This is a genomic window from Pseudomonas sp. MF5691 (assembly GCF_016405645.1).
Classification (GTDB): Bacteria; Pseudomonadota; Gammaproteobacteria; order Pseudomonadales; family Pseudomonadaceae; genus Aquipseudomonas; species Aquipseudomonas shahriarae.
This window is the reverse complement of the sequence record NZ_JAEKDC010000040.1, coordinates 1-25,193: the sequence shown is the minus strand read 5'-3', so window position 1 is coordinate 25,193 and position 25,193 is coordinate 1. Positions and strand designations below refer to the sequence as shown.

The 25,193-nt window shown below is 60.7% G+C and carries 22 protein-coding genes; all 22 read right to left on the bottom strand.

Translation table 11 applies throughout. The annotated features are described in order from the left end of the window. Positions 1–296: 296 nt before the first annotated feature. On the bottom strand, positions 297–746 hold the full coding sequence (gene fliJ / locus JFT44_RS27800; RefSeq protein WP_057444567.1) for a flagellar export protein FliJ: 450 nt from the start codon (positions 744–746) through the stop codon (positions 297–299). Positions 747–752: 6 nt separating this feature from the next. After that, complete coding sequence (fliI, locus tag JFT44_RS27795) at positions 753–2,111, bottom strand: flagellar protein export ATPase FliI (protein WP_057438806.1); 1,359 nt, start codon at positions 2,109–2,111, stop codon at positions 753–755. Next, positions 2,101–2,865 carry a flagellar assembly protein FliH gene (gene fliH / locus JFT44_RS27790; protein ID WP_198831454.1) on the bottom strand — a complete coding sequence of 255 codons (765 nt, stop codon included), beginning with the start codon at positions 2,863–2,865 and terminating at the stop codon, positions 2,101–2,103. The genes fliI and fliH overlap by 11 nt, the downstream gene beginning before the upstream one ends. 10 nt (positions 2,866–2,875) lie before the next feature. Further along, a complete protein-coding gene (gene fliG / locus JFT44_RS27785; RefSeq protein ID WP_029292514.1) occupies positions 2,876–3,895 on the bottom strand; it encodes a flagellar motor switch protein FliG in 1,020 nt (339 codons plus the stop codon). Continuing rightward, positions 3,888–5,663 carry a flagellar basal-body MS-ring/collar protein FliF gene (gene fliF / locus JFT44_RS27780; RefSeq protein WP_198818166.1) on the bottom strand — a complete coding sequence of 592 codons (1,776 nt, stop codon included), beginning with the start codon at positions 5,661–5,663 and terminating at the stop codon, positions 3,888–3,890. Before fliF ends, fliG begins: the two co-directional genes overlap by 8 nt. A gap of 16 nt (positions 5,664–5,679) precedes the next feature. Next, on the bottom strand, positions 5,680–6,009 hold the full coding sequence (gene fliE / locus JFT44_RS27775; protein WP_057438803.1) for a flagellar hook-basal body complex protein FliE: 330 nt from the start codon (positions 6,007–6,009) through the stop codon (positions 5,680–5,682). 131 nt (positions 6,010–6,140) lie between these two features. Next, positions 6,141–7,520 (bottom strand): sigma-54 dependent transcriptional regulator, encoded by a 1,380-nt coding sequence (locus tag JFT44_RS27770; RefSeq protein WP_057960245.1) that lies wholly within the window; start codon positions 7,518–7,520, stop codon positions 6,141–6,143. Positions 7,521–7,628: 108 nt separating this feature from the next. Next, on the bottom strand, positions 7,629–8,840 hold the full coding sequence (locus tag JFT44_RS27765) for a PAS domain-containing sensor histidine kinase (protein ID WP_120732235.1): 1,212 nt from the start codon (positions 8,838–8,840) through the stop codon (positions 7,629–7,631). Between the two features lie 110 nt (positions 8,841–8,950). Next, positions 8,951–10,426 carry a sigma-54 dependent transcriptional regulator gene (locus JFT44_RS27760; RefSeq protein ID WP_057960246.1) on the bottom strand — a complete coding sequence of 492 codons (1,476 nt, stop codon included), beginning with the start codon at positions 10,424–10,426 and terminating at the stop codon, positions 8,951–8,953. 173 nt (positions 10,427–10,599) lie between these two features. Next, positions 10,600–10,896 (bottom strand): flagellar assembly protein FliT, encoded by a 297-nt coding sequence (locus JFT44_RS27755; RefSeq protein ID WP_057438799.1) that lies wholly within the window; start codon positions 10,894–10,896, stop codon positions 10,600–10,602. Positions 10,897–10,921: 25 nt separating this feature from the next. After that, positions 10,922–11,311, bottom strand: coding sequence for a flagellar export chaperone FliS (gene fliS, locus JFT44_RS27750; RefSeq protein WP_120732233.1), 390 nt, complete (start codon positions 11,309–11,311; stop codon positions 10,922–10,924). Positions 11,312–11,439: 128 nt separating this feature from the next. After that, complete coding sequence (fliD, locus tag JFT44_RS27745) at positions 11,440–12,804, bottom strand: flagellar filament capping protein FliD (RefSeq protein WP_120732231.1); 1,365 nt, start codon at positions 12,802–12,804, stop codon at positions 11,440–11,442. 83 nt (positions 12,805–12,887) lie between these two features. Next, positions 12,888–13,232: a flagellar protein FlaG gene (locus JFT44_RS27740; RefSeq protein WP_120732229.1), complete on the bottom strand. Its 345-nt coding sequence runs from the start codon at positions 13,230–13,232 to the stop codon at positions 12,888–12,890. A gap of 74 nt (positions 13,233–13,306) precedes the next feature. Then, positions 13,307–15,004, bottom strand: coding sequence for a flagellin (locus JFT44_RS27735; protein ID WP_120732227.1), 1,698 nt, complete (start codon positions 15,002–15,004; stop codon positions 13,307–13,309). A 285-nt stretch (positions 15,005–15,289) separates the two neighbouring features. Further along, positions 15,290–16,219, bottom strand: a complete 930-nt coding sequence (locus tag JFT44_RS27730) for a ketoacyl-ACP synthase III (RefSeq protein ID WP_198831453.1) — start codon at positions 16,217–16,219, stop codon at positions 15,290–15,292. 268 nt (positions 16,220–16,487) lie between these two features. Beyond that, positions 16,488–18,107, bottom strand: a complete 1,620-nt coding sequence (locus JFT44_RS27725; RefSeq protein WP_057438794.1) for a flagellar hook-associated protein 3 — start codon at positions 18,105–18,107, stop codon at positions 16,488–16,490. Between the two features lie 14 nt (positions 18,108–18,121). Then, positions 18,122–20,146, bottom strand: a complete 2,025-nt coding sequence (gene flgK / locus JFT44_RS27720; protein WP_057958872.1) for a flagellar hook-associated protein FlgK — start codon at positions 20,144–20,146, stop codon at positions 18,122–18,124. 10 nt (positions 20,147–20,156) lie between these two features. Continuing rightward, positions 20,157–21,419, bottom strand: a complete 1,263-nt coding sequence (flgJ, locus tag JFT44_RS27715) for a flagellar assembly peptidoglycan hydrolase FlgJ (RefSeq protein WP_169989953.1) — start codon at positions 21,417–21,419, stop codon at positions 20,157–20,159. A 4-nt stretch (positions 21,420–21,423) separates the two neighbouring features. Next, on the bottom strand, positions 21,424–22,512 hold the full coding sequence (locus tag JFT44_RS27710; RefSeq protein ID WP_169989961.1) for a flagellar basal body P-ring protein FlgI: 1,089 nt from the start codon (positions 22,510–22,512) through the stop codon (positions 21,424–21,426). A 27-nt stretch (positions 22,513–22,539) separates the two neighbouring features. After that, on the bottom strand, positions 22,540–23,235 hold the full coding sequence (gene flgH, locus JFT44_RS27705) for a flagellar basal body L-ring protein FlgH (protein WP_032859002.1): 696 nt from the start codon (positions 23,233–23,235) through the stop codon (positions 22,540–22,542). 52 nt (positions 23,236–23,287) lie between these two features. After that, entirely contained in the window at positions 23,288–24,073 is a 786-nt protein-coding gene (flgG, locus tag JFT44_RS27700; protein ID WP_057958870.1) for a flagellar basal-body rod protein FlgG, read from the bottom strand. Between the two features lie 67 nt (positions 24,074–24,140). After that, positions 24,141–24,881, bottom strand: coding sequence for a flagellar basal body rod protein FlgF (locus JFT44_RS27695; RefSeq protein ID WP_057438904.1), 741 nt, complete (start codon positions 24,879–24,881; stop codon positions 24,141–24,143). Between the last annotated feature and the right edge of the window lie 312 nt (positions 24,882–25,193).

Below are 25,193 nucleotides of genomic sequence, written 5' to 3'. Positions count from 1 at the left end.
CTTTGAGGTCCATAGGTTTCAGCTCTTCCCAGGGCATGGTCAGATCCTCACAAAATCGACCCTGCCAGTTAATAACTGTTACCTATGTGCGTGAACTGATTTGTAACCCATGTGGGTGAGTCATACCGGCAAAAGCGCTTTGGTTACTTTCGCGCTCTTCGAAAGTGACCCGCCGTAAGGGCGGAACCAATAGCCGCCATAACCGCAGCAATGGATATGTACACCCCCCCAACAACCCAAAAAGAGCAAGTCACGTAGATACTCATGGCTATCGCAATTTTTGCCTACCGACGCGGCTAGTACTGATCCTGGCGCGGCAGGCGCTGGGACAGTTCATCGAGCAACTTCTGCTCGCGCTTGTCCTCCAGGGCCCGCGCCTCATCGATGTAACGCTGCACCAGCTTGCGCAAGCCCTCGACCCGGGCGTAGGCCTGTTGCCAGCCTTCGCGGGCTTTGTCGAGGTTGTTCTGGTGCCAGGCCAGGCTCTGGCGCTGCTGGCCGACGGCGCTTTCCAACTGGTTGAGAAAGTGCTGATAGTTCATCAGCCACTGCCCGGAAACACCCTTGCTGCCGCGGTCAATCCACTGCTGCTGGTATTCGCCGCGAAAGCGCTCCAGGTCACCGAGCTTGCTCTCGGCCAGGCGCACCTGGCCCTGGAAATGCCCCAGGCGCTGGGCGGCGGTGCGTTCGGCGCTTTCGGCCATCTCCACCACGGGAGCAAGGCGCGCGGCGCGACTGGTTGCCATGGCCGGTTAACCGCCAGGCGCAGGGGCGAACACCGACGCCAGGTGCGCTTCGCTTTCGGCCATGCTGATATTGTCGTTCAGGCCCTGGCGCAGGTAGGTCACCAGTTGCGGTTGCAGGGCAATCGCCAGGTCGGTCTCGCGGTCGCCACCGGCCACATAGGCCCCCACGCTGATCAGGTCGCGACTCTGTTGGTAGCGCGACCACAACTGCTTGAACTGCTGGGCGCGGGTCATATGCTCGGCGCTAACCACCGACGGCATCACCCGGCTGATGGACGCTTCGATATCAATGGCCGGGTAGTGCCCTTCCTCGGCCAGGCGCCGGGACAGCACGATATGCCCGTCAAGCACGCCCCTCGCCGAGTCGGCAATCGGGTCCTGCTGGTCATCGCCTTCAGAGAGTACGGTGTAGAACGCCGTGATCGAACCACCACCGGCCTCGGCATTACCCGCCCGCTCCACCAGCTTGGGCAACTTGGCAAATACCGACGGCGGATAGCCCTTGGTTGCTGGCGGCTCGCCAATGGCCAGGGCGATTTCCCGCTGGGCCTGGGCGAAACGGGTGAGGGAGTCCATCAGTAACAGGACATTCTTGCCCTTGTCGCGAAAATATTCGGCAATCCGCGTGCAATACATAGCCGCGCGCAGACGCATCAGCGGCGCATCGTCCGCCGGCGAGGCCACCACGACCGAGCGCTTGAGGCCCTCTTCACCGAGGATATGCTCGATGAACTCCTTGACCTCACGGCCCCGCTCGCCGATCAGGCCGACCACGATAATGTCGGCCTCGGTAAAGCGCGTCATCATGCCCAGCAGCACACTCTTGCCCACACCGGTACCGGCGAACAGGCCCAGGCGCTGGCCGCGACCGACCGTCAATAAACCGTTGATACAGCGAATACCCACGTCCAGCGGCTGGCTGATGGGGTTGCGCTTGAGCGGGTTGATGGTCGGGCCGTCCATTGGCACCCAGTCTTCGGCCTTCATCCCGCCCTTGCCGTCGAGGGCGCGGCCGGCGCCGTCGAGTACCCGGCCGAGCATGCTCATGCCCATCGGCAGGCGCCCGGTATCGGCCAGTGGCACGACCCGCGCCCCCGGTGCGATACCGGCAAGACTGCCCACCGGCATCAGGAATATCTTGCTGCCGGAAAAGCCCATGACTTCCGCTTCCACCTGCACCGGGTGGTAGCTGTCATCGTTGATCACCAGGCAGCGGCTGCCCATGGCGGCGCGCAGGCCCTCGGCTTCGAGGGTCAGGCCGACCATGCGCAGCAGGCGGCCCTCTAGGATCGGTTGGCCAGGCAACTCGGTGGCTTCGGCATAAGCGCCCAGGCGTTTGGCGAAGCTGGTGCGGTCAAGGCGCATCCGGGGCGTCCAGGTCGATGCTCAGGTCGGGCGCCGCCGGATGCAGCACCTGCTCGTGCAACTGGTCGAACAGCTTGGCCATGATCTGCGTAATGCGCGTCTCGACCGTAGCGTCGATACGACTGTGCTCGGTCTCGACCCGGCAACCGCCAGGCTGCAACGCGGCATCCTCGACAATCCGCCAAGTCTCCTCATGGCGCTCGCGCAGGGCTTTGACCTGCTCGAAATCCTGGGGGTTGATGTACAGCCGCACATTGCCAACGCCCAGGGGCAGCAACTTGAGGGCTTCGCGCATCACGCTTTCAATCTGGCTGGAGTCCAGCACCAGCTCACGCTGGATAACCTGGCGGGTGATGTGTTCCACCAGGCCCACCATGGACTTTTCCAACTGTGAATCCTGCTCGGCAATCGGCGCGAACAGGCTGCCCATCAGGCGTTCCAGGCTGGCCAGCTTGGCACTCAGGGCCGCGTCAGCTTCCTGGCGGACCTTGAGCGTGGTGCTGTGAAACCCTTCTTTCTCGCCGGTGGCAAAGCCTTCGTTGTAAGCCTCCTGGCGGATGCTTTCGAGCTCTTCAAGGGTCAGTGGCTGGACTTCGTCCAGGGGCACTTCTTCCATCTCCACCGGCACTTCTTCGACCGGCTCAGGCTCGGGCTCAGGCTTATGCGGGTCGAAGCTGGGCAGCGACCAGACGTCGAACCCGCCGACGTCCCGGGCGCGAATCAGATCGCTGGGCGTCTCATCATTGTTCGACATGCGCTGCGCCTTAAATCATTTCTTCGCCGCCCTTCCCGCCGAGAACGATTTCTCCGGCTTCGGCCATACGGCGGGCAATGGTGAGGATTTCTTTCTGTGCGGTTTCCACGTCGCTGACGCGCACCGGGCCCTTGGCTTCGAGGTCGTCGCGCAACAGTTCCGAGGCACGCTTGGACATGTTCTTGAAAATCTTTTCCTTGACGCCCTCGTCCGAGCCCTTGAGGGCCAGCACCAGCACATCGGAGGACACTTCACGCAGCAACGCCTGGATGCCACGGTCGTCGACATCGGACAGGTTGTTGAACACGAACATGAGGTCTTCGATCTGCACCGACAGGGTGTCGTCGATCTCGCGGATCGAGTCCATCAACTGGCCTTCCACCGAGCTGTCGAGGAAGTTCATTATGTCGGCCGCGCGCTTGATACCACCCAGGGTGGTACGGGCCGCGTTGGAGTTGCCGGAGAACTGCTTCTCCAGAATGGTGTTCAGTTCTTTCAAGGCCGCCGGTTGCACGGTGTTCAACGACGAGACGCGCAGGATGATGTCCAGGCGCACCTTGTGGTCGAAATGGCCGAGCACTTCGCCGGCCTGGTCCGGGTCCAGGTAGGCCACGACAATCGCCTGGATCTGCGGGTGCTCGTAACGGATCACGTCCGCCACCGCCCGTGGTTCCATCCACTTGAGGCTGTCGAGGCCGCTGGTGTTGCCGCCCAGCAGGATGCGGTCGATCAGGCCGTTGGCTTTGTCTTCGCCCAGGGCCGAGGTGAGCATCTTGCGGATGTAGCTGTCGGAGCCGACACCCAGGCTGGTCTGGTCGCCGACGATCTCGACGAACTCGCTCATCACCTGCTCGACTTGCTCGCGGTGCACATTGCGCATCTGCGCCATGGCCACGCCGACCCGTTGCACTTCCTTGGGGCCCATATGGCGCAGCACTTGGGCAGCGTCGGTCTCACCCAGGGACAGCAGCAGCACGGCGGCTTTGTCGACCCGGGTCAGCTTGGCAACAGAGGCTCGATTATCACTCATCTGCGTTGATCCACTCTTTCACGACCTGGGCCACACGACCCGGGTCTTCTGCCACCAGACTTTTGATTGCATTCAACTGCGCGTCATACCCTTCACTCGGGCTTGGCAGCAGAATGCTCTGCGGCCCGCCGAGGCTGACGCGGTCGTTGGCCAGTTCGCCATCCAGGCCGCCCATGCCACCCAACTCGACATCGCCGAACGGCGCCAGCTGCTTCTTGCCGTGGCCGGTGATGTTGTTGAGCACAGGGCGCAGCACGCCGAACACCAGCACCAGGATGAACAACACCCCCAGCACTTGTTTGACGATGTCCCAGAACCAGGGTTGAGAGTAGAACGGAATATCGGCGATCACCTCACCGCGCTCCAGGGAGAACGGCATGTTGATCACGCTGACACTGTCGCCACGGCTGGCATCGAAGCCCACGGCGTCCTGCACCAGGCGTGTGAAGCGCGCCAATTCATCGGCGGTCCACGGCGCACGGGTGGTTTCGCCGTTGGCGGCGTTGATCTTGACCTGGTCATCCACCACCACCGACACCGACAGGCGGTTCAAGCGCCCTTGCTGTTGCTTGGTGTGACTGATCGAGCGGTCCAACTCGAAGTTCTTGGTGGACTGCTGACGCTTGTCAGCCGGGTATGGCGCGAGCATTGGCTGGCCGGTGGCCGGGTCCATGATTTGCTGGCCGTTGGCGTCCAACAGCGGCTGGCCGGGCTGGATCGCGCTGGCGGTCGCGGCGGCGCCGCCGGTGGTTTGCGGGGCACTGGCCGGGGCTGGCGGCTGATTGCTCAGGGCGCCGGGTACGCCTTGCGGAGGACCATTGGCGGCAGTGCGCTGTTCGCTGGTCGATTGCTCGCTGCGCAGAGCCGGCTGGTCGGGGTTGAACTGCTCGGAGGTCGACTCGACAGCACTGAAGTCCACATCGGCAGACACTTCGGCCTTGTAGCGGTCGTTGCCCAGTACCGGCTGCAGGATGTTGTGCACGCGCTGGGTGAGCATGCTTTCCATGCGACGGCTGTAATCGAACTGCTTGCCGGCCATGGTCAGCGCGGAGTTTTCCGCCTGGTCGGAGAGCAGGTTGCCTTTCTGGTCGACCACGGTGATCTGTGATTTGCTCAACTCGGGAACGCTGGTCGCCACCAGATTGACGATGGCCAGGACCTGACCCGGTTCCAGGGAGCGCCCGGCAAACAGCTCGACCAGTACCGAAGCGCTGGGCTTGCGTTCGTCGCGTACGAATACCGAGCTTTTCGGGATGGCCAGGTGCACACGGGCACCCTTGACGTTATTCAGGCTGGCGATGGTACGTGCCAGCTCGCCTTCCAGGCCGCGACGGTAGCGGGTGGCTTCCATGAACTGGCTGGTACCCAGGCCCTGGTCTTTATCGAGAATCTCAAAACCGATATTGCCATCGGTCGGTGCCACGCCGGCGGCGGCCAGCTTCAAGCGGGCACGGGCGACGTCGTCGGCCTTGACCAGCAAGGCGCCGGAGTTGGGCTCGACGGTGTAGGCAATATCGGAGGCGGCCAGGGTTTCCATGACCTGCTTGGCGTCCATCCCCGCCAGGCTGCCATAGAGCGGCCGGTAATCGGGCTGCTGGGACCACAACACCACGGCAAAACCAATTGCCACGCTGGCAGCCAGGCCGACCATCAGGCCCACCTGACGCAACATGGTCATTTCGGAGAGGTTTTCCAGGAACGACAGGCCAAACAGCGGCGGTTTGCCGTCTGTCTTGGCGGGTACGTTATCCACGACTGCTTCTGCCATGACTTAAATCTCGTCCTTAAACCGGCATCTGCATGATGTCTTGATAAGCCTGAACCAGCTTGTTACGCACCTGGGTCAAGGCCTGGAAGGAAACGCTGGCTTTCTGCGAAGCGATCATCACGTCGGTGAGGTCCACGCCGCTCTTGCCGATTTCAAAGGCCGTCGACAGTTGGCTGGAGGCCTGCTGGGTATCGCTGACTTTGTTGATGGCTTGACCGAGCATATCGGCAAAGCTGCTTTGGCCCAATTCCGGCGCTTGTGCGACGGATTTCGGCTGGGACATGGCGTCCATTTGCATGGATCGCATATCCAACATCAACCGATTGAACTCAACACCTTGGCTCATGAACTTCTCTCTCCGACGACCCGCAATTTTTTGACACTACGCAGCGGTTAGTACGGGTAGTAGCAACAAGGGTGCCAGCTCCTTGGCAACTCGTAAGAAAAGCCGACAAACCTTGTCAGCTGATGTGTATCTCAGCTCGCGAAAAGGAATGCTTCCACATCCATCCCGGCATCACGCATTTGCGCCAGCTTGTAGCGCAGGGTGCGGGGGCTGATGCCCAGGCGCTCGGCCGCTTCTTTGCGGCGGCCACGCTCGGCGCGCAGGGTGTCGATGATCATCTGGAATTCACGGCGACGCAGGTCGTCGCCAAGACCACCAGCGGCCTCGGCCGGGGCGCTTTCCTGCGGGGCCGGGGCCAGGCTCGGCATTGGAGCGCTGCCGGCGCCGACGGCCAGGCAGAAGTCCTGGGGCTGGATCAGACCGCCCTGCTGCAAAATCAGCGCGCGCTGGATCGCGTTGTCCAGCTCGCGCACGTTGCCGGGCCATGGGTAACTGATCAGGCAAGCCTGGGCTTCGGCCGACAGGCGCGCCTGAGCGTGCTTCATTTTATTGACGTGCTTGCTCAACAGGCGCTCGGCCAGCGGCACGATATCGGCCGGGCGTTCACGCAACGGGCGCCAGGCCAACGGGAACACCGAGAGCCGATAGAACAGATCTTCCCGGAAGCGCCCTGCTGCCACTTCGCCAGCAAGGTCGCGGTTGGTGGTGGCGACCACGCGGATATCCAGCTGGATCGGCTTGCGCGCGCCCACCCGCTCCACTTCGCGCTCTTGCAGCACGCGCAGCAGCTTGGCTTGCAGGCCCAGGGGCATTTCGGAGATTTCGTCGAGCAGGATGGTGCCGCCATCGGCCTGCTCGAACTTGCCGGCCTGGGCGGCGATGGCGCCGGTGAACGAGCCTTTTTCATGGCCGAACAAGGTGGCTTCGAGCATGTTGTCGGGGATCGCCGCGCAGTTGATCGCGATAAACGGCTGGCTGGCGCGGTGAGATTGCTGGTGGATGTAGCGCGCCAACACTTCCTTGCCGGTGCCGGACTCGCCGGAGATCAGCACCGTGGAATCACTGCGGGCGACCTTGGCCGCCAGCTCCAGCAATTGCGCACTGGCCGGCTCGACAGCAATCGGGCCCTCGCCGTCTGCCACACCCACGACACCAAGCGCATGGCGCGCCACCAGCTCAATCAGGGCCTTGGGTTCGAAGGGCTTGACCAGGTAGTCCGCCGCGCCCTGGCGCATGGCATCGACGGCGCGCTCCACCGCGCCGTGGGCGGTCATCAACAGCACCGGCAGTTGCGGCTGGCGTGCGCGCAGCAGGCCGAGCAACTGGTGGCCGTCCATGCCGGGCATATTGACGTCGCTGACCACCAGGCTGAAGGACTCTTGCTCCACGGCCTGCAAGGCTTCCTCGGCCGAACCGACCGCCCGATAGTCATGGCCCGCCAACAGCAGCGTGTCAGCCAGTGCTTCACGCAGGGCGCGATCGTCTTCAACCAGTAAAACCTTGATAGCCATTTATCCTTACTCCCATCCTTTCCAAGGTTTTTGAAAAGGCAACTGCATTTGGTGCCCCGTGGTGAGGGGGGGGGCAAGCCCCCTCACCACAGGTCGTATGCGTGTTCTTTACTCCGCGCTGGCCGCGCCGGAAAACAGCGGCAGCGTTATCAATGCACAGGTGCCGCGCCCCACACGGGAACGCAAGTGCAATTCTCCCTGATGGGCACGGGCCACTGCCTTGACCACGGTCAGCCCGAGGCCGGTACCATTGGTCTTGGTGGTAAAAAAGGGTTCACCCAGGCGCTGCAACACCGCCGGATCAATCCCACTGCCGCTGTCGCTGATGCACAGGCGCAGGGTTTGCTCGCGGCTGTACAGGTGCACTTTGAGGCACGCACCCGGGCCGCTGGCCTGGCTGGCGTTTTCGATCAGGTTGAGCAGCGCACCCACCAGGGTGTCACGGTTACACAGCAACTCACCCCAATGACTGTCGCACTGCCAGCGCACCGAGGCTTCCTGGACATGGGTGGCAGCGGCGGCCTGCAGCGCCTGCAGCAAGGCGGCGGGCGTGACCCGGTCGGTCAGCGGCAACTCGCCCCGGGCGAAGACCAGCATGTCGCGTACCTGGTGCTCCAACTCATGCAGGCGCTCCTTGAGCCGTCCGGCAAACCGCTGATGGGTGGCGGCCGGCAATTGCTCATCAGTCAAATGACTGGCGTAGATCAACGCGGCGGACAGCGGTGTGCGAATCTGATGCGCCAAAGAAGCGACCATCCGCCCCAGGGACGACAGGCGCTCATGGCGCGCCAATTGGTCTTGGAGGTGCCGGGTTTCCGTCAGGTCGTTGAGCAGCACCAACTGGCCGGGCTCAGCGTCAAGGGAACGGGTGGCGATGGACAGGCGGCGCCCATCCTTGAGGGAAATTTCGTGGCCGTCGTCTTCACGGGGGGCAAAGCAGCGGGTGATGACATGGCGCCACAGCTCGCCTTCCAGCGGCAGGCCCAGCAGGTCGCAGGCCGCGGGGTTGGCTTCGCGTACGCGGCCCTGGTCGTCGATCACGATCACGCCACCGGGTAACAGGTCGAGGAGGTTTTGCAGACGGTTGGCCAGGCGCTCTTTCTCGGCCAGCTCTTGCATGCGCTGGGCACTGACCACCGCCAACTCGCCCTTGAGCTCCGAAACCCGGGCTTCCAGCAGGCTGTAGGAGTCTGTCAACTGGCTGGACATCTGGCTGAACAGCGAAAACGCCTGCTCAAGCCCTTGCCGGCTGATCTGCTCTACGGACGGGACAAGTCCCTGGGTGTCAGGGACTGAAGAAAGGTGGGCGGCGTGGGGCATCGTGCTCTCTCGCTTGGCTGACCGTCAGTTAAACGGAACGTTGCGAGTGCTAAAGCAATACCCGTGCCGGAAAAAATATCCTTATTTTTCAGCGAGTTAAAAAACAGGCGTCAATCATCCGCCTGTTCATCACCTTCACGACGGCTCATGCCGTACTTGCGCATCTTCTCTACCAGCGTGGTGCGGCGGATGCGCAGGCGCTCGGCGGCGCGGGCAACGATGCCATTGGCGTCGTCCAAGGCTTGCTGGATCAGCCCTTGTTCGAGGCTGCCGAGGTAGTCCTTCAGGTCTAGGCCTTCGGGCGGCAGCATGGCGGTGGCGCCGAAGTTCGGGGTATGGCCATTGATCGCCACCCGTTCCTCGAGATCACTGCGCAGGCTGTCCACCAGCTGCTCGTCTTCGTCATCGACGTAGCGGAACTTCTTGGGCAGCTCGACCACGCCGATCACCCCGTATGGATGCATGATTGCCATGCGCTCCACCAGGTTGGCCAGCTCGCGCACGTTGCCCGGCCAGCCGTGGCGGCACAGGGACATGATCGCGGCGGAGTTGAAACGGATCGAGCCGCGCTTTTCGTGCTCCATGCGCGAAATCAGTTCATTCATCAGCAACGGGATGTCTTCCACACGCTCGCGCAGCGGGGCCATCTCGATGGGGAATACGTTGAGGCGGTAGTACAGGTCTTCGCGGAAGCTGCCGACCTCGATCATGCTCTCGAGGTTCTTGTGCGTCGCGGCAATGATGCGCACATCGACACTCTGGGTCTTGTTGCTGCCCACGCGCTCGAAGGTGCGCTCCTGCAACACGCGCAGCAGCTTGACCTGCATCGGCAACGGCATATCGCCGATTTCGTCGAGGAACAGGGTGCCACCGTTGGCCAGCTCAAAACGCCCGGCACGGCTGGTGATCGCCCCGGTAAAGGCGCCCTTCTCGTGGCCGAACAGTTCGCTTTCGAGCAGTTCTGCCGGGATCGCCCCGCAGTTGACCGGCACAAAAGGTCCGTCACGGCGCTTGGAGTGGTAATGCAGGTTACGCGCGACCACTTCCTTGCCGGTGCCTGACTCGCCGAGGATCAGCACGCTGGCGTCGGTATCGGCCACTTGCTGCATCATCTGGCGCACGTGCTGAATCGCACGGCTGGTGCCGACCAGGCTGCGGAACAGGTTGGGTTCGCGGTGACGTCCGCGCTCGCGGGCCTGGTCGTACATCTCGCGATAGACCTGGGCACGGTGCAGGGAGTCGAGCAATTTGCTGTAGCTGGGGGGCATTTCCAGGGTGGAAAGTACACGGCGGCGCTGGTCTTCCGGCAAATCCACGGAAGAAATATCACCCATCAGCAACACCGGAAGGAACTCATCCCAGGTTGAGAGTGTCTTTAACAGGCCCAGAACTGCGCCAGGAGCGTTTACCGTCCCGATCAGCACACAGATGACTTCACGGCTCGACGACAAAGAGCTGACAGCCTGCTGCCAATCATGGCTGCCGCAGGGCAAATTTTCTTCGCCAAGAAAATTCAAAATCACCGCCAGGTCGCGGCGGCGAACGCTATCGTCATCGATCAGCAGAATTTTGGTTTCACGCCACATGCAATAGCAACTTCCCTAGTAAAACTCAAATGCCCTCGAATCGGGGCAATCTAGATAGCTGTAGGCGTTTTCTGCGCTACGGATACCTGACGTCTGAAAATAGCACTAGTTAAGTCAAAATTATGCGAACAGTCAAATTTATGACGCACCATGTTCGGATTAACTGAGCCAGATCAGCCGAACAGATGGTAAACCTTTGACGCATTTTTCGCTTGGTTGATCTGCGACATCTCTTCAAATATCGCCTGGCGCTCGCCGGTCGTCACTTCCAGCAACTGCTGGTAGACCGCTAACAGGCTCTCCAGCTTCTCCCGCAGCGCGTCCTCGTCCACCGGCGCTTCGCTGAGCACCTCGTCGATCCAGACACGGCAGCCCATGTCCAATTCGCTGATCGCATCCCAATTGCGCTCTGCCAGCGCGCCAACCAAGGCGTCGCGGGTTTCGTCGATCCGTTGCAGTGCGTGGCTCATGCTGTGTTCCTCAAGGCCGACGGCCCTATTGTGGCGCGATGGCATCCCAGCCACTTTTGACAGTAATCAACAACCGTGCGACTTCGTCGATCATGTCGGCATCGTTGACGCTATTGGCCTCAACCAGACGGTTACTCATGTACTCGTACAACGCATCCAGTTGCTGCACCGCCGCTGGATCTTCGGCTTTTTCCGGCTCCAGGCCATCACGCAGGCCGGAGATGATTTCAATCGCCTTGCCCAGCATCAGGCCCTTCTGGGCGATATCACCACGGCTCAATGCGCCCTTGGCCTGAGCCATGCGATCGAGGCCGCCTTCCATCAGCATCTGCACCAGACGGTGCGGGCTGGCTTCGGAGATCTGGGCGTGGGAATTGACCTTCTGGTATTGGCGAAGGGCTCTCATAGGGTTCATGTTGCTACCTCGTTACAGGCCACAGTCAAATAGGATTGCTTAAGTAGTTTTTCGACTGTACCGAGAAAAACTTTAATCCCTCACCGAGTGCCCGGGCCCTTTTTCAGGGCCTGCGGGCGCACCATTCATCAGTTCGACTTAGGATTGTTCAGCGCGTTGAGGGTGGTCATGATGCTGGAACTGCGGGAGTTGATCTGCGCGATCATCGTGTCCATGGCGGTGTACTTGGCCGACAGGGACTTCTGCAGGGCTTCCATGCGGCGGTCCAGGTCAACCTTTTCAGTGGTCAGATCAGTCAGCTTGTTGTTGAGATCTGTCGCACGGGTCGCCAGGGTGCCGGTGGTACCGACATAGCTGCTGGTCGCCTTGTTCATGCGCGTGATCAGGCCGGTATCGCCAGTGAACATCTTGGCAATGTCACCAGCACCCTTGACCACGGCCTTGTCCCAGGTCTTGTCTTCCAGGCTCAGCAAGCCGGTTTTCTGGTCAGTGGTGATGCCCATCTGGGCCAGGCTGCTAATGCTGCCCACGCCCTTGCCGTTGACCAGTTCGGAACGCAGGCTGGACACCAACTGACGCATCGACGCATCACCGGTCAAGGCCCCCGCTGTAGTGGTAGAAGCATCGCCGGTGGCGGTGACCTTGGTCTGGGTGTTGATGGCGGTCATCAACGTGTTATAGGCGGTGACGAACGACTGCACCGAGGTCTTCAGGGTGTCGGTGTTGCTGGCTACGGTAAGCGTGACCTTCTTGGTCAGATCGCCATCCAGCAACTCCAGGGTCACGCCGCTGATCGCAGACGTGATCTTGTTGCTGGTGGACTCCATCTTGACGTCATCGATGGAGTAGATGGCGTTTACCGGCGCTTTACCCTTGTCATAACCGACCGCCAGTTCCGAGTCGCCACTGAGGGTGATGTCGGTCCCTACACCACTGGTATTGGAGGTCAGTACCAGACGCCCTCCGTTGGAGTCGCTCAGTACGTTGGCGCTGATGCCTTGGGCAGAGAGCTGGGTATTGATGGATTCGCGGACCTCTTGCAGGGTCGCACCACCCGCCACCAATACATCGTAGCTTTTACCCGATTGGGTAATCGTCAGCGTCTGGGTCTCATCGCTGGCGTTGGCCTTGCCCGAGGCGCCACCTTCGATCACTTTGCTGGAGACCTTCGACGAGGTAGCCAGACTCTCGACCTCAAGGAGGTATTTGCCAGGGGCCGCACCGTCACCCAGGGTGACCTTGGCGTTTTTTTCTTCGGAGGACGTGGCGGCCAGGCCATTGAAGGCGGCCTGGTTGTTCAACTTGGTGATTGCCGCCTGGTAGGCTTCCAGCGCCGTTTTCACAGAGCCCACAGCCGACAGTTTGACGGTGGTGTCTTTCTGCTGGGCGGTGATCTGCGCCTCTTTGGGCGCGCGCTCGGCCCCCACCAACGCCTTGACGATGGCTTGGGTGTCGTAGCCCGAACCTGGGCCGGAAATCGTTGAACTAGCCATTTGCTACTCTCCTTGTCCTGCGGTTGCCGCTTTTTTGGCGTACGAACGCCCAAGCAGCAATTAGAAACATGTTTCGTGCCAACTCAAGCCCTTGTATCAAACAACAGGCTGCTGGCATCGCTCAGGTTCTGCGCCAGCTTCAGCGCAGTCTCCGATGGAATTTGTCGAATCACTTCGCCACTGTCGGTAGCGATCACCTTGACCACTACTTTGCCGGTGGAGTCATCGATGGAAAAATCCAGGTTGCGCTGTGAAGCCTGCACAAACTCACGCATATCGGTAACAGCTTTTTCCAATGCCACGCGCTGTGGCTCCTCGGCGGGTTCGGTCTCGGCCTGCGGGACAGGCTTGGCCTGGGTCGCAGCCGTGGCGGGAGCCTGGGTGGTAGCAGCCGGGTATGACGCGTTCAGCTTGATGCTCATGTCCATGTCATCACCTCCAAACTGAAAAAACGGAAGGGCACGTTAGACGCACCCTCCCGTTGATTAACCGCTAGCCGATATTACTGAAGCAGCTTCAGTACAGCGGATGGCAGTTGGTTGGCCTGGGACAGGATCGCAGTGGAAGCCTGTTGCAGGGTTTGTTGCTTGGTCAGTTCAGCGGCTTCGGAAGCGAAGTCAGCGTCTTCTACGCGGCCTTTGGCAGCCGAGGAGTTCTGCGAAATGCTCTGCAGGTTGGCCACGGTGCTGGCGAAACGGTTTTGCACCGCACCCAGCTGCGAACGCTGGCTGTCGATTTGCTGCATGGCACCGTCTAGAGCCTGGATAGCCTGTTGCGAGCTGGCTGCGGTCAGGATGCTCAGGTCGGCAACAGTAGTTTCCAGAGTAGTGGACGAAGTGGTACCTGGAGTCAGACCCAGAGCAGTCAGGCCAGTGCCCGCGCTGCCGTCGGCAATGACGATATCAGTTTTGGAGAACAGAGCCAGGCTGCCATCCGAATTTTTGCTGGCAGTAACACCAGTGCTTGCACTGTTGATCGACGACACTATGGCGTCGGCGGTATCACCCTTCTTGAACTTCACTTCTACGCCATTCAGACTCAAGGAGGTATCAGCAGTCAGCTTGGCCTGGGAGGTGCCAGCCGACAGACCCAACTGAGACAGCGAACCAGCTGCTACGTTACTGAGTTGAATGTCCTTGCCTTCGTCAGACGTGATCGAGAAACGCCCATCAGAACCGAATCCGGCACTTTTAACACCGTCTAGAGCAATGATACTGGTGATCACATCGGAGATCGGGTCAGCTGCATCCCACTGGACAGACTGACCATTGATCGCGATTTCGCCGCCCAGAGCAAGCGCGCCAGTAGCGACCTTAGGTGGTGTGGTAACTGCTTCCGTCAGACCCAACGCGGCTAAAGTCGTTCCAGTACCCACATCTGCAAGGTCAATCGCCTTATCAGACTTGAGAACGATTTTGCTGCCATCCAGCGATGCGGTAACGCCAGTGCTGGAAGTCTGTGCATTGATTTTTGCTAAGGCTTCGCTGGTGACATTACCACCACCGGCTACAGCTGCTGCTGCACCGAAGGTAATTTCCTTACCATTGATGCTGATTTTATCGCCAGCAGCCAAAAGAGCAGCGTCAGCTACAGCCGTGCCGGCAACCGAAGCCCCCAATACCGAACCAGTGGCCGTCGCGCTCAGGCCGACAGTCGCCCCGCCGTTCACGCTGGCTTCGCTGTACTGCCCCTTCAAAGCTGTGGAGCTGATGTCGGTCATACCGAACGAGATAGTCTCGTTGGCGTTGGCGCCGATCTGGAACGCTACGTTGTTGAACGAACCGTCCAGCAGGTTACGACCACCGAAGGTGGTGGTGTTGGCGATACGGGTCAGCTCGCCCACTTTAGCGGTGAACTCTTGTTGCAGGGAAACACGGTCAGCGTCGCTTTTATCACCGTTCGCCGCTTGCAGGGCGAGTTCACGCAGACGCTGCAGGGTGTTGGTGGATTCTTGCATTGCGCCTTCAGCGGTCTGGGCGATCGAAACACCGTTGTTGGCGTTAGCGATGGCAACGTTCAGGCCTTTGACCTGGTTGTTCAGACGGTTGGCGATCTGCATGCCAGCAGCGTCGTCTTTGGCGCTGTTGATTTTCAGGCCGGAAGACAGACGGTTCATCGACTGGCTCAAAGCGTCGGATGCTTTGTTCAGGTTCTTCTGGACGCCCAGGGAAGTGATGTTGGTGTTTACGGACATTGCCATGACGAAATCCTCGTGAGTTGGATACTGCGGCTTCCGGCCCTGGCAACCGCCGGGTGTGGCCTAGAGAACCTTCGTAATAGTTATCGTCGTGAATGCAGGTTGCTTGAGGATTTTTTTGAGTTTTTTTGCTAGCCCTGTGCCACCCCTTGTATTTCAAGGCCTTATAGATGGTCAAAATGCCAGCAATCACGGGTTACTGGCGCCAGAACCCCGCCTCGACACCCGCATAAAAAAACGCCCATGATCTTTCGACCCTGGGCGTTTTTTATGCAGCCTATCAAAGCATCACGGCCGATAGATAATCGCCGAGCCCCACGACAGGCCCACGCCAAACCCGCTCAGGGCGACGCACTTCCACTCGGCGTCCATCACGTGCTTTTCCAGCAGCAGCGGAATGCTCGACGACACGGTGTTGCCGGTCTCGACCATGTCCTTGATGAATTTCTCCACCGGCGCATCTTCAAAACGCCGCGCCACGGCGTCGACAATCGCCGCGCTGCCCTGGTGGATGCAGAACGCGTCAATATCATCGGCCTTGAGGTCGGACTCGTTGAGCAGCTCGTGCAGGTGCGCTGGCACCTTCAGCAGGGCAAAGTTGAAAACCTGGCGGCCGTTCATGAAGAACACGCCATCGCTGACCTTCAAATGCGGTGCGCCGGAGCCGTCGGTGCCGAACTTGGCCTTGCCCAACTGCCAGGGGGCGTCTTCGCCCATCCAGGTGGCGGTGGCGGCGTCGCCGAACAGCATGGTGGTGTTGCGGTCTTCCGGGTCGACGATCTTCGAGTACGGGTCGGCAGTCACCAGCAGGCCGTTTTTCAGGCCGGCGGCTTCCATAAAGCCTTTCATCGCGTAGATGCCGTAGACATACCCGGAACAGCCCAGGGAAATATCGAAAGCCGCGACGTGGGTCGGCAGGCCCAGTTTGTCCTGGACGATGGCGGCGGTGTGCGGCAGCCCTTCTTCGTCGCCGTTCTGGGTCACGACGATCAGCGCGTCGATCGACTCACGCTTGAGCTCGGGGTTGTTGGCAAACAAGGCATTGACCGCCTCAACGCACAAATCCGAGGTTTCCTGTGCAACATCCTTGCGCGGCAGGAATGCCGAGCCGATCTTGCCAATGATGAACTCTTCATCCTTGGCGAATTTTGCACCCTGGGCGTAGTTGTCCAGCCCTTCTGCCGGCACGTAGCTGGCGATGCTTTTTATGCCAATCATTGTGGCTTCCCAATACAAAATAGCTGGAGAACACCCCTGAAAATCCTTCAGGGGCGCTGACAATAAAGGGGATAACCCCGCAAAAAACCATCGAAGTCGCCTTGACCTGGGCCTGAAAGATGCCCTGGCCTTTTCACACGATACAGTGAAGATGCGCTTTATGACTCATAGGTCACTCATTTTTGTGCGCTTTGCTTAAAAGCCTGCGCCAGAAACGACAACGGCCCACCCTGTTTCCAGGGTGGGCCGTCGGGTCTTGCCAGGCCGATTACATCCGGCTGAACAGGCTCAACTGGGAGATTTTCACAAAGGCCAGCTGCGAGGCCTCCAGCATTGCCTTCTGGAACGCCAGGTCAATCGAGGCGGTAGCCACATCGGTATCACCAATGGCGGCGGTGGTCGATTTGTTGGCCAGCACCATGCTGGTGTTCTCCGTCTCCTGGATCGCCAGCGAATTCAACCGCGCACCAATGGAGCCCCGCACCCCATCAACCTGGGCCTGGGAGGCCTTGATATTGGTAATGGCAGCATTGACCACATCGGTCAGCTTGGCCTGGGCAATCGGGTCGCCGTCAGAAGGGGTTTCCAGGGCCTGGCGCAGTTGGCTGAGGGTATCCAGGGCATTTTGCGTCTTGTGGGTGTTGGAGCCCACGGCGAACTGGTCACCGGTGCCCGGTGCGCCGGTGATGTCAAACTTCACGCCAGCTGCCGTGATGCTGTCTGGCGTGGCGGGCACAGGCGGTGGACCCGGCTGGGCTGGCGTACCAGGCACCACAGTGCCGCTGGAAACCGGCTTGCTATCGGCGGTGATCGGCTGGGCATACACCTCATATTCTGTGGTCGAGGTAAATTTGATCACCGCGCCTTTGTTCGGGAAGGTGCTGCTGTAGTCCGCCTGGCTGGTGACGGTGCCGCCCGACAACTGCGCCGAGGTTTGGTTGCTCGGCGTACGCGAGACACTGAAGCTGTCCGGCTTGCTTTGCAGAGTGAATTCACGGTCCTTGTACACCGCGTCAGCCTCAGCACCGGGCTTGGCGTCCCCCAGGTTCTGGTCGACATCAAAAGTCACGCCGCGCACGGTGACAGAAGCACTGCCTTCCTTGGTCGCATCGAACTTGCCGTTGCCCGGGGTTTGCGCGGTGATGTCGTTGCCCGCCGCATCCGTCACGGTGTATTCGGTGCTGCTGAGGAAGGTCAGTTTGTATGGTTGGCCGTCAGTGAAGCTGCTGTCATAAGTCGACGGCGACGTGACGATGCCGCCCGAAACCAGCACCTTGCCATCGTTGACCGAACCGGTCGCCTGGGTACGCCCCGCATTGACAGTGCCTTCCAGGATCGACTTGCCGGTGTCATTGACCACCATCGACAAGGTGTCGGAAACCTTCAGGCTCAGCGGCGTTTCATCGCCCTGATAGCTGTAGGTGCCGTCGCTGTTGCGAGCGTATGGCGGGGTGTCGCTCTTGCCGCCGGCAAACAGGTAATGGCCGGACGAATCCTTGCTGTTAAGCAAGCTCAGGACCTGCTTCTCGATTTCACCAATCTCGGCGGCAACGGCCTTGCGGTCGTCATCGCTGATACCGCCACCGCCCTTGCCCGCCACCTTGAGCGACAACTCACCCGCGCGCGCCAGGGCGGTGTCGATACTGGCAAGCACGCTTTCCTCGCTGTTAAGCGAGTTCTTCATGCTGCTGATATTGCCCGCGTACTGCCCCAACATATCCTGCTGCTGCTGCAGCAGCAGCAAACGCGCCGCGCCCACCGGATCATCTGCCGCCGTCTGGATGCGCACGCCGGAGTCGATCTGCTGCTGGGTCTTGGTGACGTTGGAGAAGTTGTTGGTATAACGCGCAGTCGTGGTATTGAAATACTGTTCGGTCGAGATTCGCATCGTCTCAAACTCCCTTAAAGACTGTTGATCAGCGTGCTGAAGGTTTCTTGCGCAGCTTTAATGATCTGCGACGACGCGGTGTAGTACTGCTGGAAACGGATCATATCGCCGGCCTCCTCGTCCAGGTTGACCTGGGACACGGAGCTGCGATTGGAGGTGGCGGCCGCGAGCATGGCCCCGGTCGCATTGTTATCGACGTTGGCCTGGCTGGCCTTGCCGCCCACGGACGAGACCAACTGGCTGTACGCGGTGCTCATGCTCACGCCGGCATTGCCATCGGTGGCGCCCACGGTCTTGCGGGTTTGCAGGTCGAGCAGTTGCAAGGCATTGCGGTTGTCCAGTTTGCCGCCGCTGTTGAACGACACGGTGTAGCTATCGTTCGGCTTCGGCTCACCACGGATGACCGTGTCGACCCCGAATGTCTGTGGGTCGCCATTACCGTCTACGTACGGCACGTTGATCGTCAGCTTGTTGTCCTGGCCCGGCACGATGGTGCCGGTGCCAATGGGCTGGCCCTGGGCGTTATTGATCACATAGCTCTGGGTGCCATCGGCGGCACGCTCGCCAAACGTCATCTTGACCGGCATCGCGCCCTTGATCGCCGCTTCCAGCTGTGCGGTGCCGGCGCCGCCATGGATATCCAGGGGCAAGCTCAGCGTCGGCGGATCAAACACGCCAGTACCACTGTTGTTCTTGTTGCCCTCGGCCAACAGCGGCGCAGAAAACGCCAGCTTGTTGGGATCGGTCATCACCACCTTGAGGTCCATCGCGCCACCGGCGGTCGGGCTGACCTTGAACGTATCGCCAGCAGCCACCGGGCCCTTGCCATCCAGGGCCAGGGTGAAGCCGTCGATCTCCGGTGGCGTTTGGGTGATGTCGAAGGTGCCCATGGACTTACCGTCCGAACGCAGCACGGTGTAATTCTTGTCGTCACTGAAGGTCACCTTGTAGTCAAAGGTGCTCAGTTTGCTGGTGTCTTTGATCGTGACGTTCAGGTTGCCGGAGCCGGCACTGTTATTCGAGCCGCCAACACTGCGCTGGCCAATGGCAAATACGCTGTTGATGTCATTGAACAGCGCGGCGCCGAACTGCCCGTTGGCGTCCAGGCCCTGCCCCAGCTGGGTATTGATGGCCTCGCCGACCACCATGGCGGTACGCCCCAGATCGTTGATGGCCGGCATCAGCACATCCTGGCGATAACGCAGCAAGCCGCCGATGGAGCCACCGCTGATCACCGAGCTGACGTCCATGGGTTGCCCGCTGGCGGTCAACACCACCGAGTACTGACTCTTGTCGTCCTTGCTCGGCACCGCCGACAGCTTGTTCGACACACCGTCCGCGACCAGGGTCTGCCCGGTACCCAGGGAGACATTGAAATGGCCGTCCGACTCAGTGACCTTGACCCCTACCAGTTCGTTGAGCGAACGCACCGCTTCGTTGCGTGCATCCAGCAGGTTCGCCGGCTCGCCGTTGCCCTGGCCTTTGGCCTGGAAGATTTGCTGGTTGAGGGAGGCAATCGAGGAGGTCAACTGATTGACCTGGCCGGTGATGGTCTCCAACTGGCTGTTGATGCCTTCTTTCTGTTTGTTCAGTTCGGTCGCAATCGAGTTGAAGCGGTTGCCCAGAGTCTGGGCAATGGTCAAGACCAACTGGCGCGCGGAGTTGTCGCTGGGGTTGGCCGAAGACGTCTGCAACGCGGCGAAGAAGCTGTTCAAGGCCGCACCGACACCGGTGGACTTGTCGGACAGCAACTTGTCCACCGAACCGATCTGGTCCAGGTAGGCCTTGGCATCAAAATTCAGCGACGTGGTGGTCTGCAACTGGGTGTCGAGGAACTGGTTGTACACCCGGCGTACATCCGACAGCGTAGTGCCGGTGCCGACGAACACCCCACCGGCCGCGGACATGCCATTGGCGGTCTGCATGGTCTGCTGACGCGAGTATCCAGGGGTCTTGGCGTTGGCAATGTTGTTACTCAAGGTCGCAAGCGATCCCTGAGCCGCATTGAGTCCTGACATCCCGATATTGAGCAAACCCATGGTTCAAACCTTATAAATGAGTGGATGCGCCAGCGGCAGCGTAGTTTTGGTAGCTGTTCATGGCTTTGGCGATCTGCGAAATCTTGCTGGCGTACGCCGGGTCCGTTGCATACCCGGCTTTTTGCAACTCGCGTACAAACTGTTCCGGGTTATCGGCCGACTTCAAGACTTCTTTATATCTTTCATTGCTTTGCAACAAAGTCACGAGGTCGTGAAAGCTGTCCTGGTACGAGTCGTAGGAACGGAACTGCGCCGTCTCCTTGACCATCTCGCCATTGCGAAACTCGCTGGTGATCGCCCGCGCCTGGGCGCCCTGCCAGCTCTGCCCGGCCTTGATGCCAAACAGGTTGTGGCTGCTGCTGCCGTCTTGCTGGCGCATTACCGATTTGCCCCAGCCGGTTTCCAGGGCAGCCTGGGCCACCAGGTAGCGCGGGTCGATGCCGATGCGCTCGGCCGCCTGCTTGGCCATGGGCAGCATGGTGGCGACAAACTCGTCTTGCGAACTGAAGGCTTTTTTCGCCGGGGCCAGCGGTGGCTGGGCCACGGCGCGGCCGTAAATCTGCATGCGCGAATCGCGGGCGGCAAAGGTGCGCGCAGCACCGTTGATCACGCCATCTTCGGCGGCGCTGTTGCGCAGTGGCGCAGCCTTGGCGGCGCCCGCCGCCTCGACGCCCGGCACGATACCGGCCAGCAGGCGATCGGTGAGTTTGCTCGGCAAGGCGATGCGGCGCTGATTCATCAGCGCCATGTCATTGCGCAGGGTGCCTTCATCGACACGCGGCGCCACTTCGACCCGCGCCGCCCACAGCGCACGCTGGCCATTGGAACGACCCAACGGGCCATCCGCCTGGGTGCCGGCGGCAATCGGGGTCGGCACGTCGACTTTCTTCTCTGCCGCGTCCGGGCCCTGCAGGGTCGAGGCCTGCCCTTCCACCGGCTTGTTCTTTTGCATCTGACGCAGCAAAACGTCCGCCAGGCCGATACCGCCACCCTCGCGAGACAGCGAGACCGCCAGTTGCTGGTCGTACATTTCCTGATACTGCTTGGCCGCCGGAGTATTCAGCGGGTTGTCCTTGCCCAGGGCATCGGTGGCCGAGCGCATGGATTTGAGCATCTCATTGAGAAACAGCGACTCGAATTCCTGCGCCACTTTGCGCATGTTGCCGTCGCTGTTCTTGTCGCCGAACTTGAGCTGGTTAAGCCGGTTCAGGTCGGAGTAGGACCCCGAGTCTGCCGTGCTGGCGATACCGCTCTTGCGCATATCCATGGCCATGGCCTCAAATCACGATCAGGTCGGCTTGCAAGGCGCCGGCCTGTTTCAGGGCTTCGAGGATCGCCATCAAGTCGCCGGGCGCCGCGCCCACCTGGTTCACCGCACGGACAATCTCGTCCAGGGTGGTGCCGGGACCGAACTTGAACATCGGCTTGGCTTCTTGCTGGGCATTGACCCGCGAACGCGGGACCACGGCGGTCTGGCCACCGGACAACGGCCCGGGCTGGCTGACAATCGGGTCTTCGGTAATGGTCACGGTCAGGCTGCCGTGGGTCACGGCCGCCGGCGACACCTTGACGTTCTGGCCGATCACGATAGTGCCGGTACGCGAGTTGATGATGACCTTGGCCACCGCCTGGCCCGGATCGACCTCAAGGTTTTCCAGGATCGACAGGTAGTCCACACGCTGGCTCGGGTCCAGCGGCGCAGTCACGCGGATCGAGCCGCCGTCGATGGCCTGGGCCACGCCTGGGCCGAGCATATCGTTGATCTTGTCGACCACACGCTTGGCGGTGGTGAAGTCCGAACGGTTGAGGTTCAGGGTCAGGCTGTTGCCCTGGTTGAAACCGCTGGGCACGGTACGTTCCACCGTGGCGCCGCCAGGAATCCGCCCGGCCGATGGCACGTTGACGGTGATCTTCGAACCGTCGCGCCCTTCGGCATCAAACCCGCCCACCACCAGGTTGCCCTGGGCGATGGCGTAGACGTTGCCGTCGATACCTTTGAGCGGCGTCATCAGCAAGGTGCCGCCACGCAGGCTTTTCGAGTTACCAATGGAGGATACGGTGATGTCCACCACCTGCCCCGGCTTGGAGAACGCCGGCAGATCGGCACTGATCGACACCGCCGCGACGTTCTTCAACTGCACGTTGCCCGAACCTGGCGGCACCTTGATCCCGAACTGCGAGAGCATGTTGTTGAAGGTCTGCAGGGTGAACGGGGTCTGGGTGGTCTGGTCGCCCGTGCCGTTGAGCCCCACCACCAGGCCGTAGCCGATCAACTGGTTGCTGCGCACCCCGGAAATACTGGCGATGTCCTTCAGGCGTTCGGCCTGGACAGCAACGCTCAGGGAGAGCAACAACACCGCTGCCATCAGCTGTTTGAGATTCAAAGTGATCACCTAGAAAGGGAACAGCGGGCTAAGGAAGAAACGGTCGAACCAACCCGGCTGACTGGCGTCGGCAAACGAACCCGTACCCGAATAGGTAATGCGTGCATCGGCAATCCGTGTGGACGGCACGGTGTTGTCGGTGGCGATATCGTCCGCGCGCACCATGCCGGCGATGCGCACCAGTTCGTCACCGGTGTTGAGGGTCATCCACTTCTCGCCGCGCACGGCAATGATGCCGTTGGGCAGCACGTCGGCCACGGTCACGGTGATCGAGCCCACCAGGCTGTTGCCCTGCCCGGCCTTGCTGCTGCCGTTGGTGGCGCGGTCGCCGCTGTAGCCCACGTCCAGGCTCAAGTCACCACTGCCCAGGGGGTTGTTGGTGTTCAAGCCACCGCCAAACAGCGAGGTCAGGCCGATGCCGGTCTTGCTGTTCTTGGCAACCTGGGAGTTGGCGTTCTTGCTCGCCGTGGTGCGCTCGTTGAGGGTGATGGTGATGATGTCGCCAACACGGAACGCCTTGCGGTCGCTGTACAGGTTCTGCTCAAAACCGGCCTGGTAGATCGAGCCATTGTTGGCAGCGGCTGGCAGTGGCGTGCGCGGCAACACCGGCGCGTAGTACGGGTCATTGGGTTTTGGCGTCGGGGCGACACAGCCCGCGAGCACGGCAATCCCACTCAATGCCAGAACAGAAACAAAGCGACTCATGACCCTTACCTCACGGTGTTGCAGGCGCCTTATGAGCGCCCCATAGACTGGATTACAGATTCTGCGTAACGAACGAAAGCATCTGGTCGGCGGTGGAAATCACCTTGGAGTTCATCTCGTAGGCACGCTGGGTGGTGATCATGTTGACCATCTCTTCCACGGTGCTGACGTTGGAGGTTTCCAGGGTGCTTTGCAGGGTGGTGCCAAACCCGTTGAGGCCCGGCGTGCCGACTTGCGGCGCGCCGCTGGCAGCGGTTTCCAGGAACAGGTTGTTACCGGTGGCTTGCAGGCCGGCCGGGTTGATGAAGTCGGCGGTCTGCAGGTTGCCGATCACTTGCGACGCCGGGTTGCCGGCGATGGTGACAGACACGGTGCCGTCGGCACCGACCGTGAAGGTCTGGGCATCGTTGGGCACGACAATCGCCGGCTCCAGGGCAAAACCGTTGGCGGTCACGACCTGGCCGTTGGAGTCCAGGTGGAAGGTGCCGTCACGGGTGTAGGAGGTAGTGCCATCCGGCTGCAGGATCTGGAAGAAACCACGGCCATTGATCGCCATGTCCAGCGGCTGCCCGGTTTGCTGCAGGTTGCCGGCGGTGAAGTTCTTCTGGGTGCCGACGATGGACACACCGGTACCCACTTGCAGGCCCGACGGCAATTCGCTGTCCTGGGTCGACTGCGCACCCGGCTGGCGCTTGATCTGATAGAGCAGGTCCTGGAACTCGGCGCGATCACGTTTGAAGCCCGTGGTCGAAACGTTCGCCAGGTTGTTGGAAATAACGGTCAGGTTGGTGTCCTGGGCGGACAGACCGGTTTTGGCAACCCATAGAGCCGGAAGCATGCTGTTCTCCTTCGTGCGCCTGTTTGTAGGCGCCGCGTTACAAAATTAGTAGTCAGTGGCGCTGCAATCAGCTCATCTGCATGACGCGAGTCATGGCCTGGTCGTCTTCTTTGGCGCTGTTCATCATTTTCACGTGCAATTCGAACTGCTTGGACAGGGCCAGCACCGCCGTCATTTCTTCGACGGCATTGACGTTGCTCGACTGCAGGAAGCCCGAATTCACCTTGACGCTGGCATCGGCCACCGCCGGCTGGCCGTCCTTGGTGTGGATCGCGCCATCCAGGCCCTTGGTCATATTGGCCAGGTCCGGCTTGACCAGCTTGATGCGGTCCACCTCTGCCATCACCCGTGGGCCTTCGCCCATGGCGCGGATGCTGATGGTGCCGTCTTCGCCGACTTCGACCTTCTGCTCGGGCGGCACCGAAATCGGCCCGCCATTGCCCATGATCGGCATGCCGTTGCCGGCCCGCAGCACGCCCAGTGCGTCGATATTCATGCTCGCGGTGCGCACGTAGGCTTCGCCGCCATCAGGGGTTTGCACGGCGATCCAGCCATCGCCGCCGACGGCAACGTCCAGGTCACGGCCGGTCTCGACCATCGAACCCGGAGAAAAATCGGTACCAGGACGCTCGGTCAGGGCAAACGCCCGCGCCGGAAAGCTGTCACCAAACACCGGCATCGAACGGGCCTGCTCCAGGTCACGCTGAAAACCGTTGGTGGAAATGTTCGCCAGGTTGTTGGCATGGGCCTTTTGCGCCAGAGCATTCTGGCTGGCGCCGGTCATTGCCACATAAAGGTATTTGTCCACGCTCATTCCTCTTACTGACGGACGTTTGCCGCCCACCGATGTACTGAGGAGTCTTTAGCAATTTGCGCACCAACTTTTTAAAAGTCGGGGAAAGGCAGGCGGGGCAAGGGGTTGGGGCGTATCAAGGATTATTGGAGGGGCAGGACGAGTCGGAAAAACGGCGGAGTTCTGCCGGTTGCGGCAAACACCGGTCTTGGCATTAACACAGATCCATTGTGGGAGCGGGCTTGCTCGCGAAGGGGGTGGATCAGTCGGTACCTGTATCCGGCTCTTCTAGTCATCTGCAGCTGCCGACGAGTCTACGCGACTAGA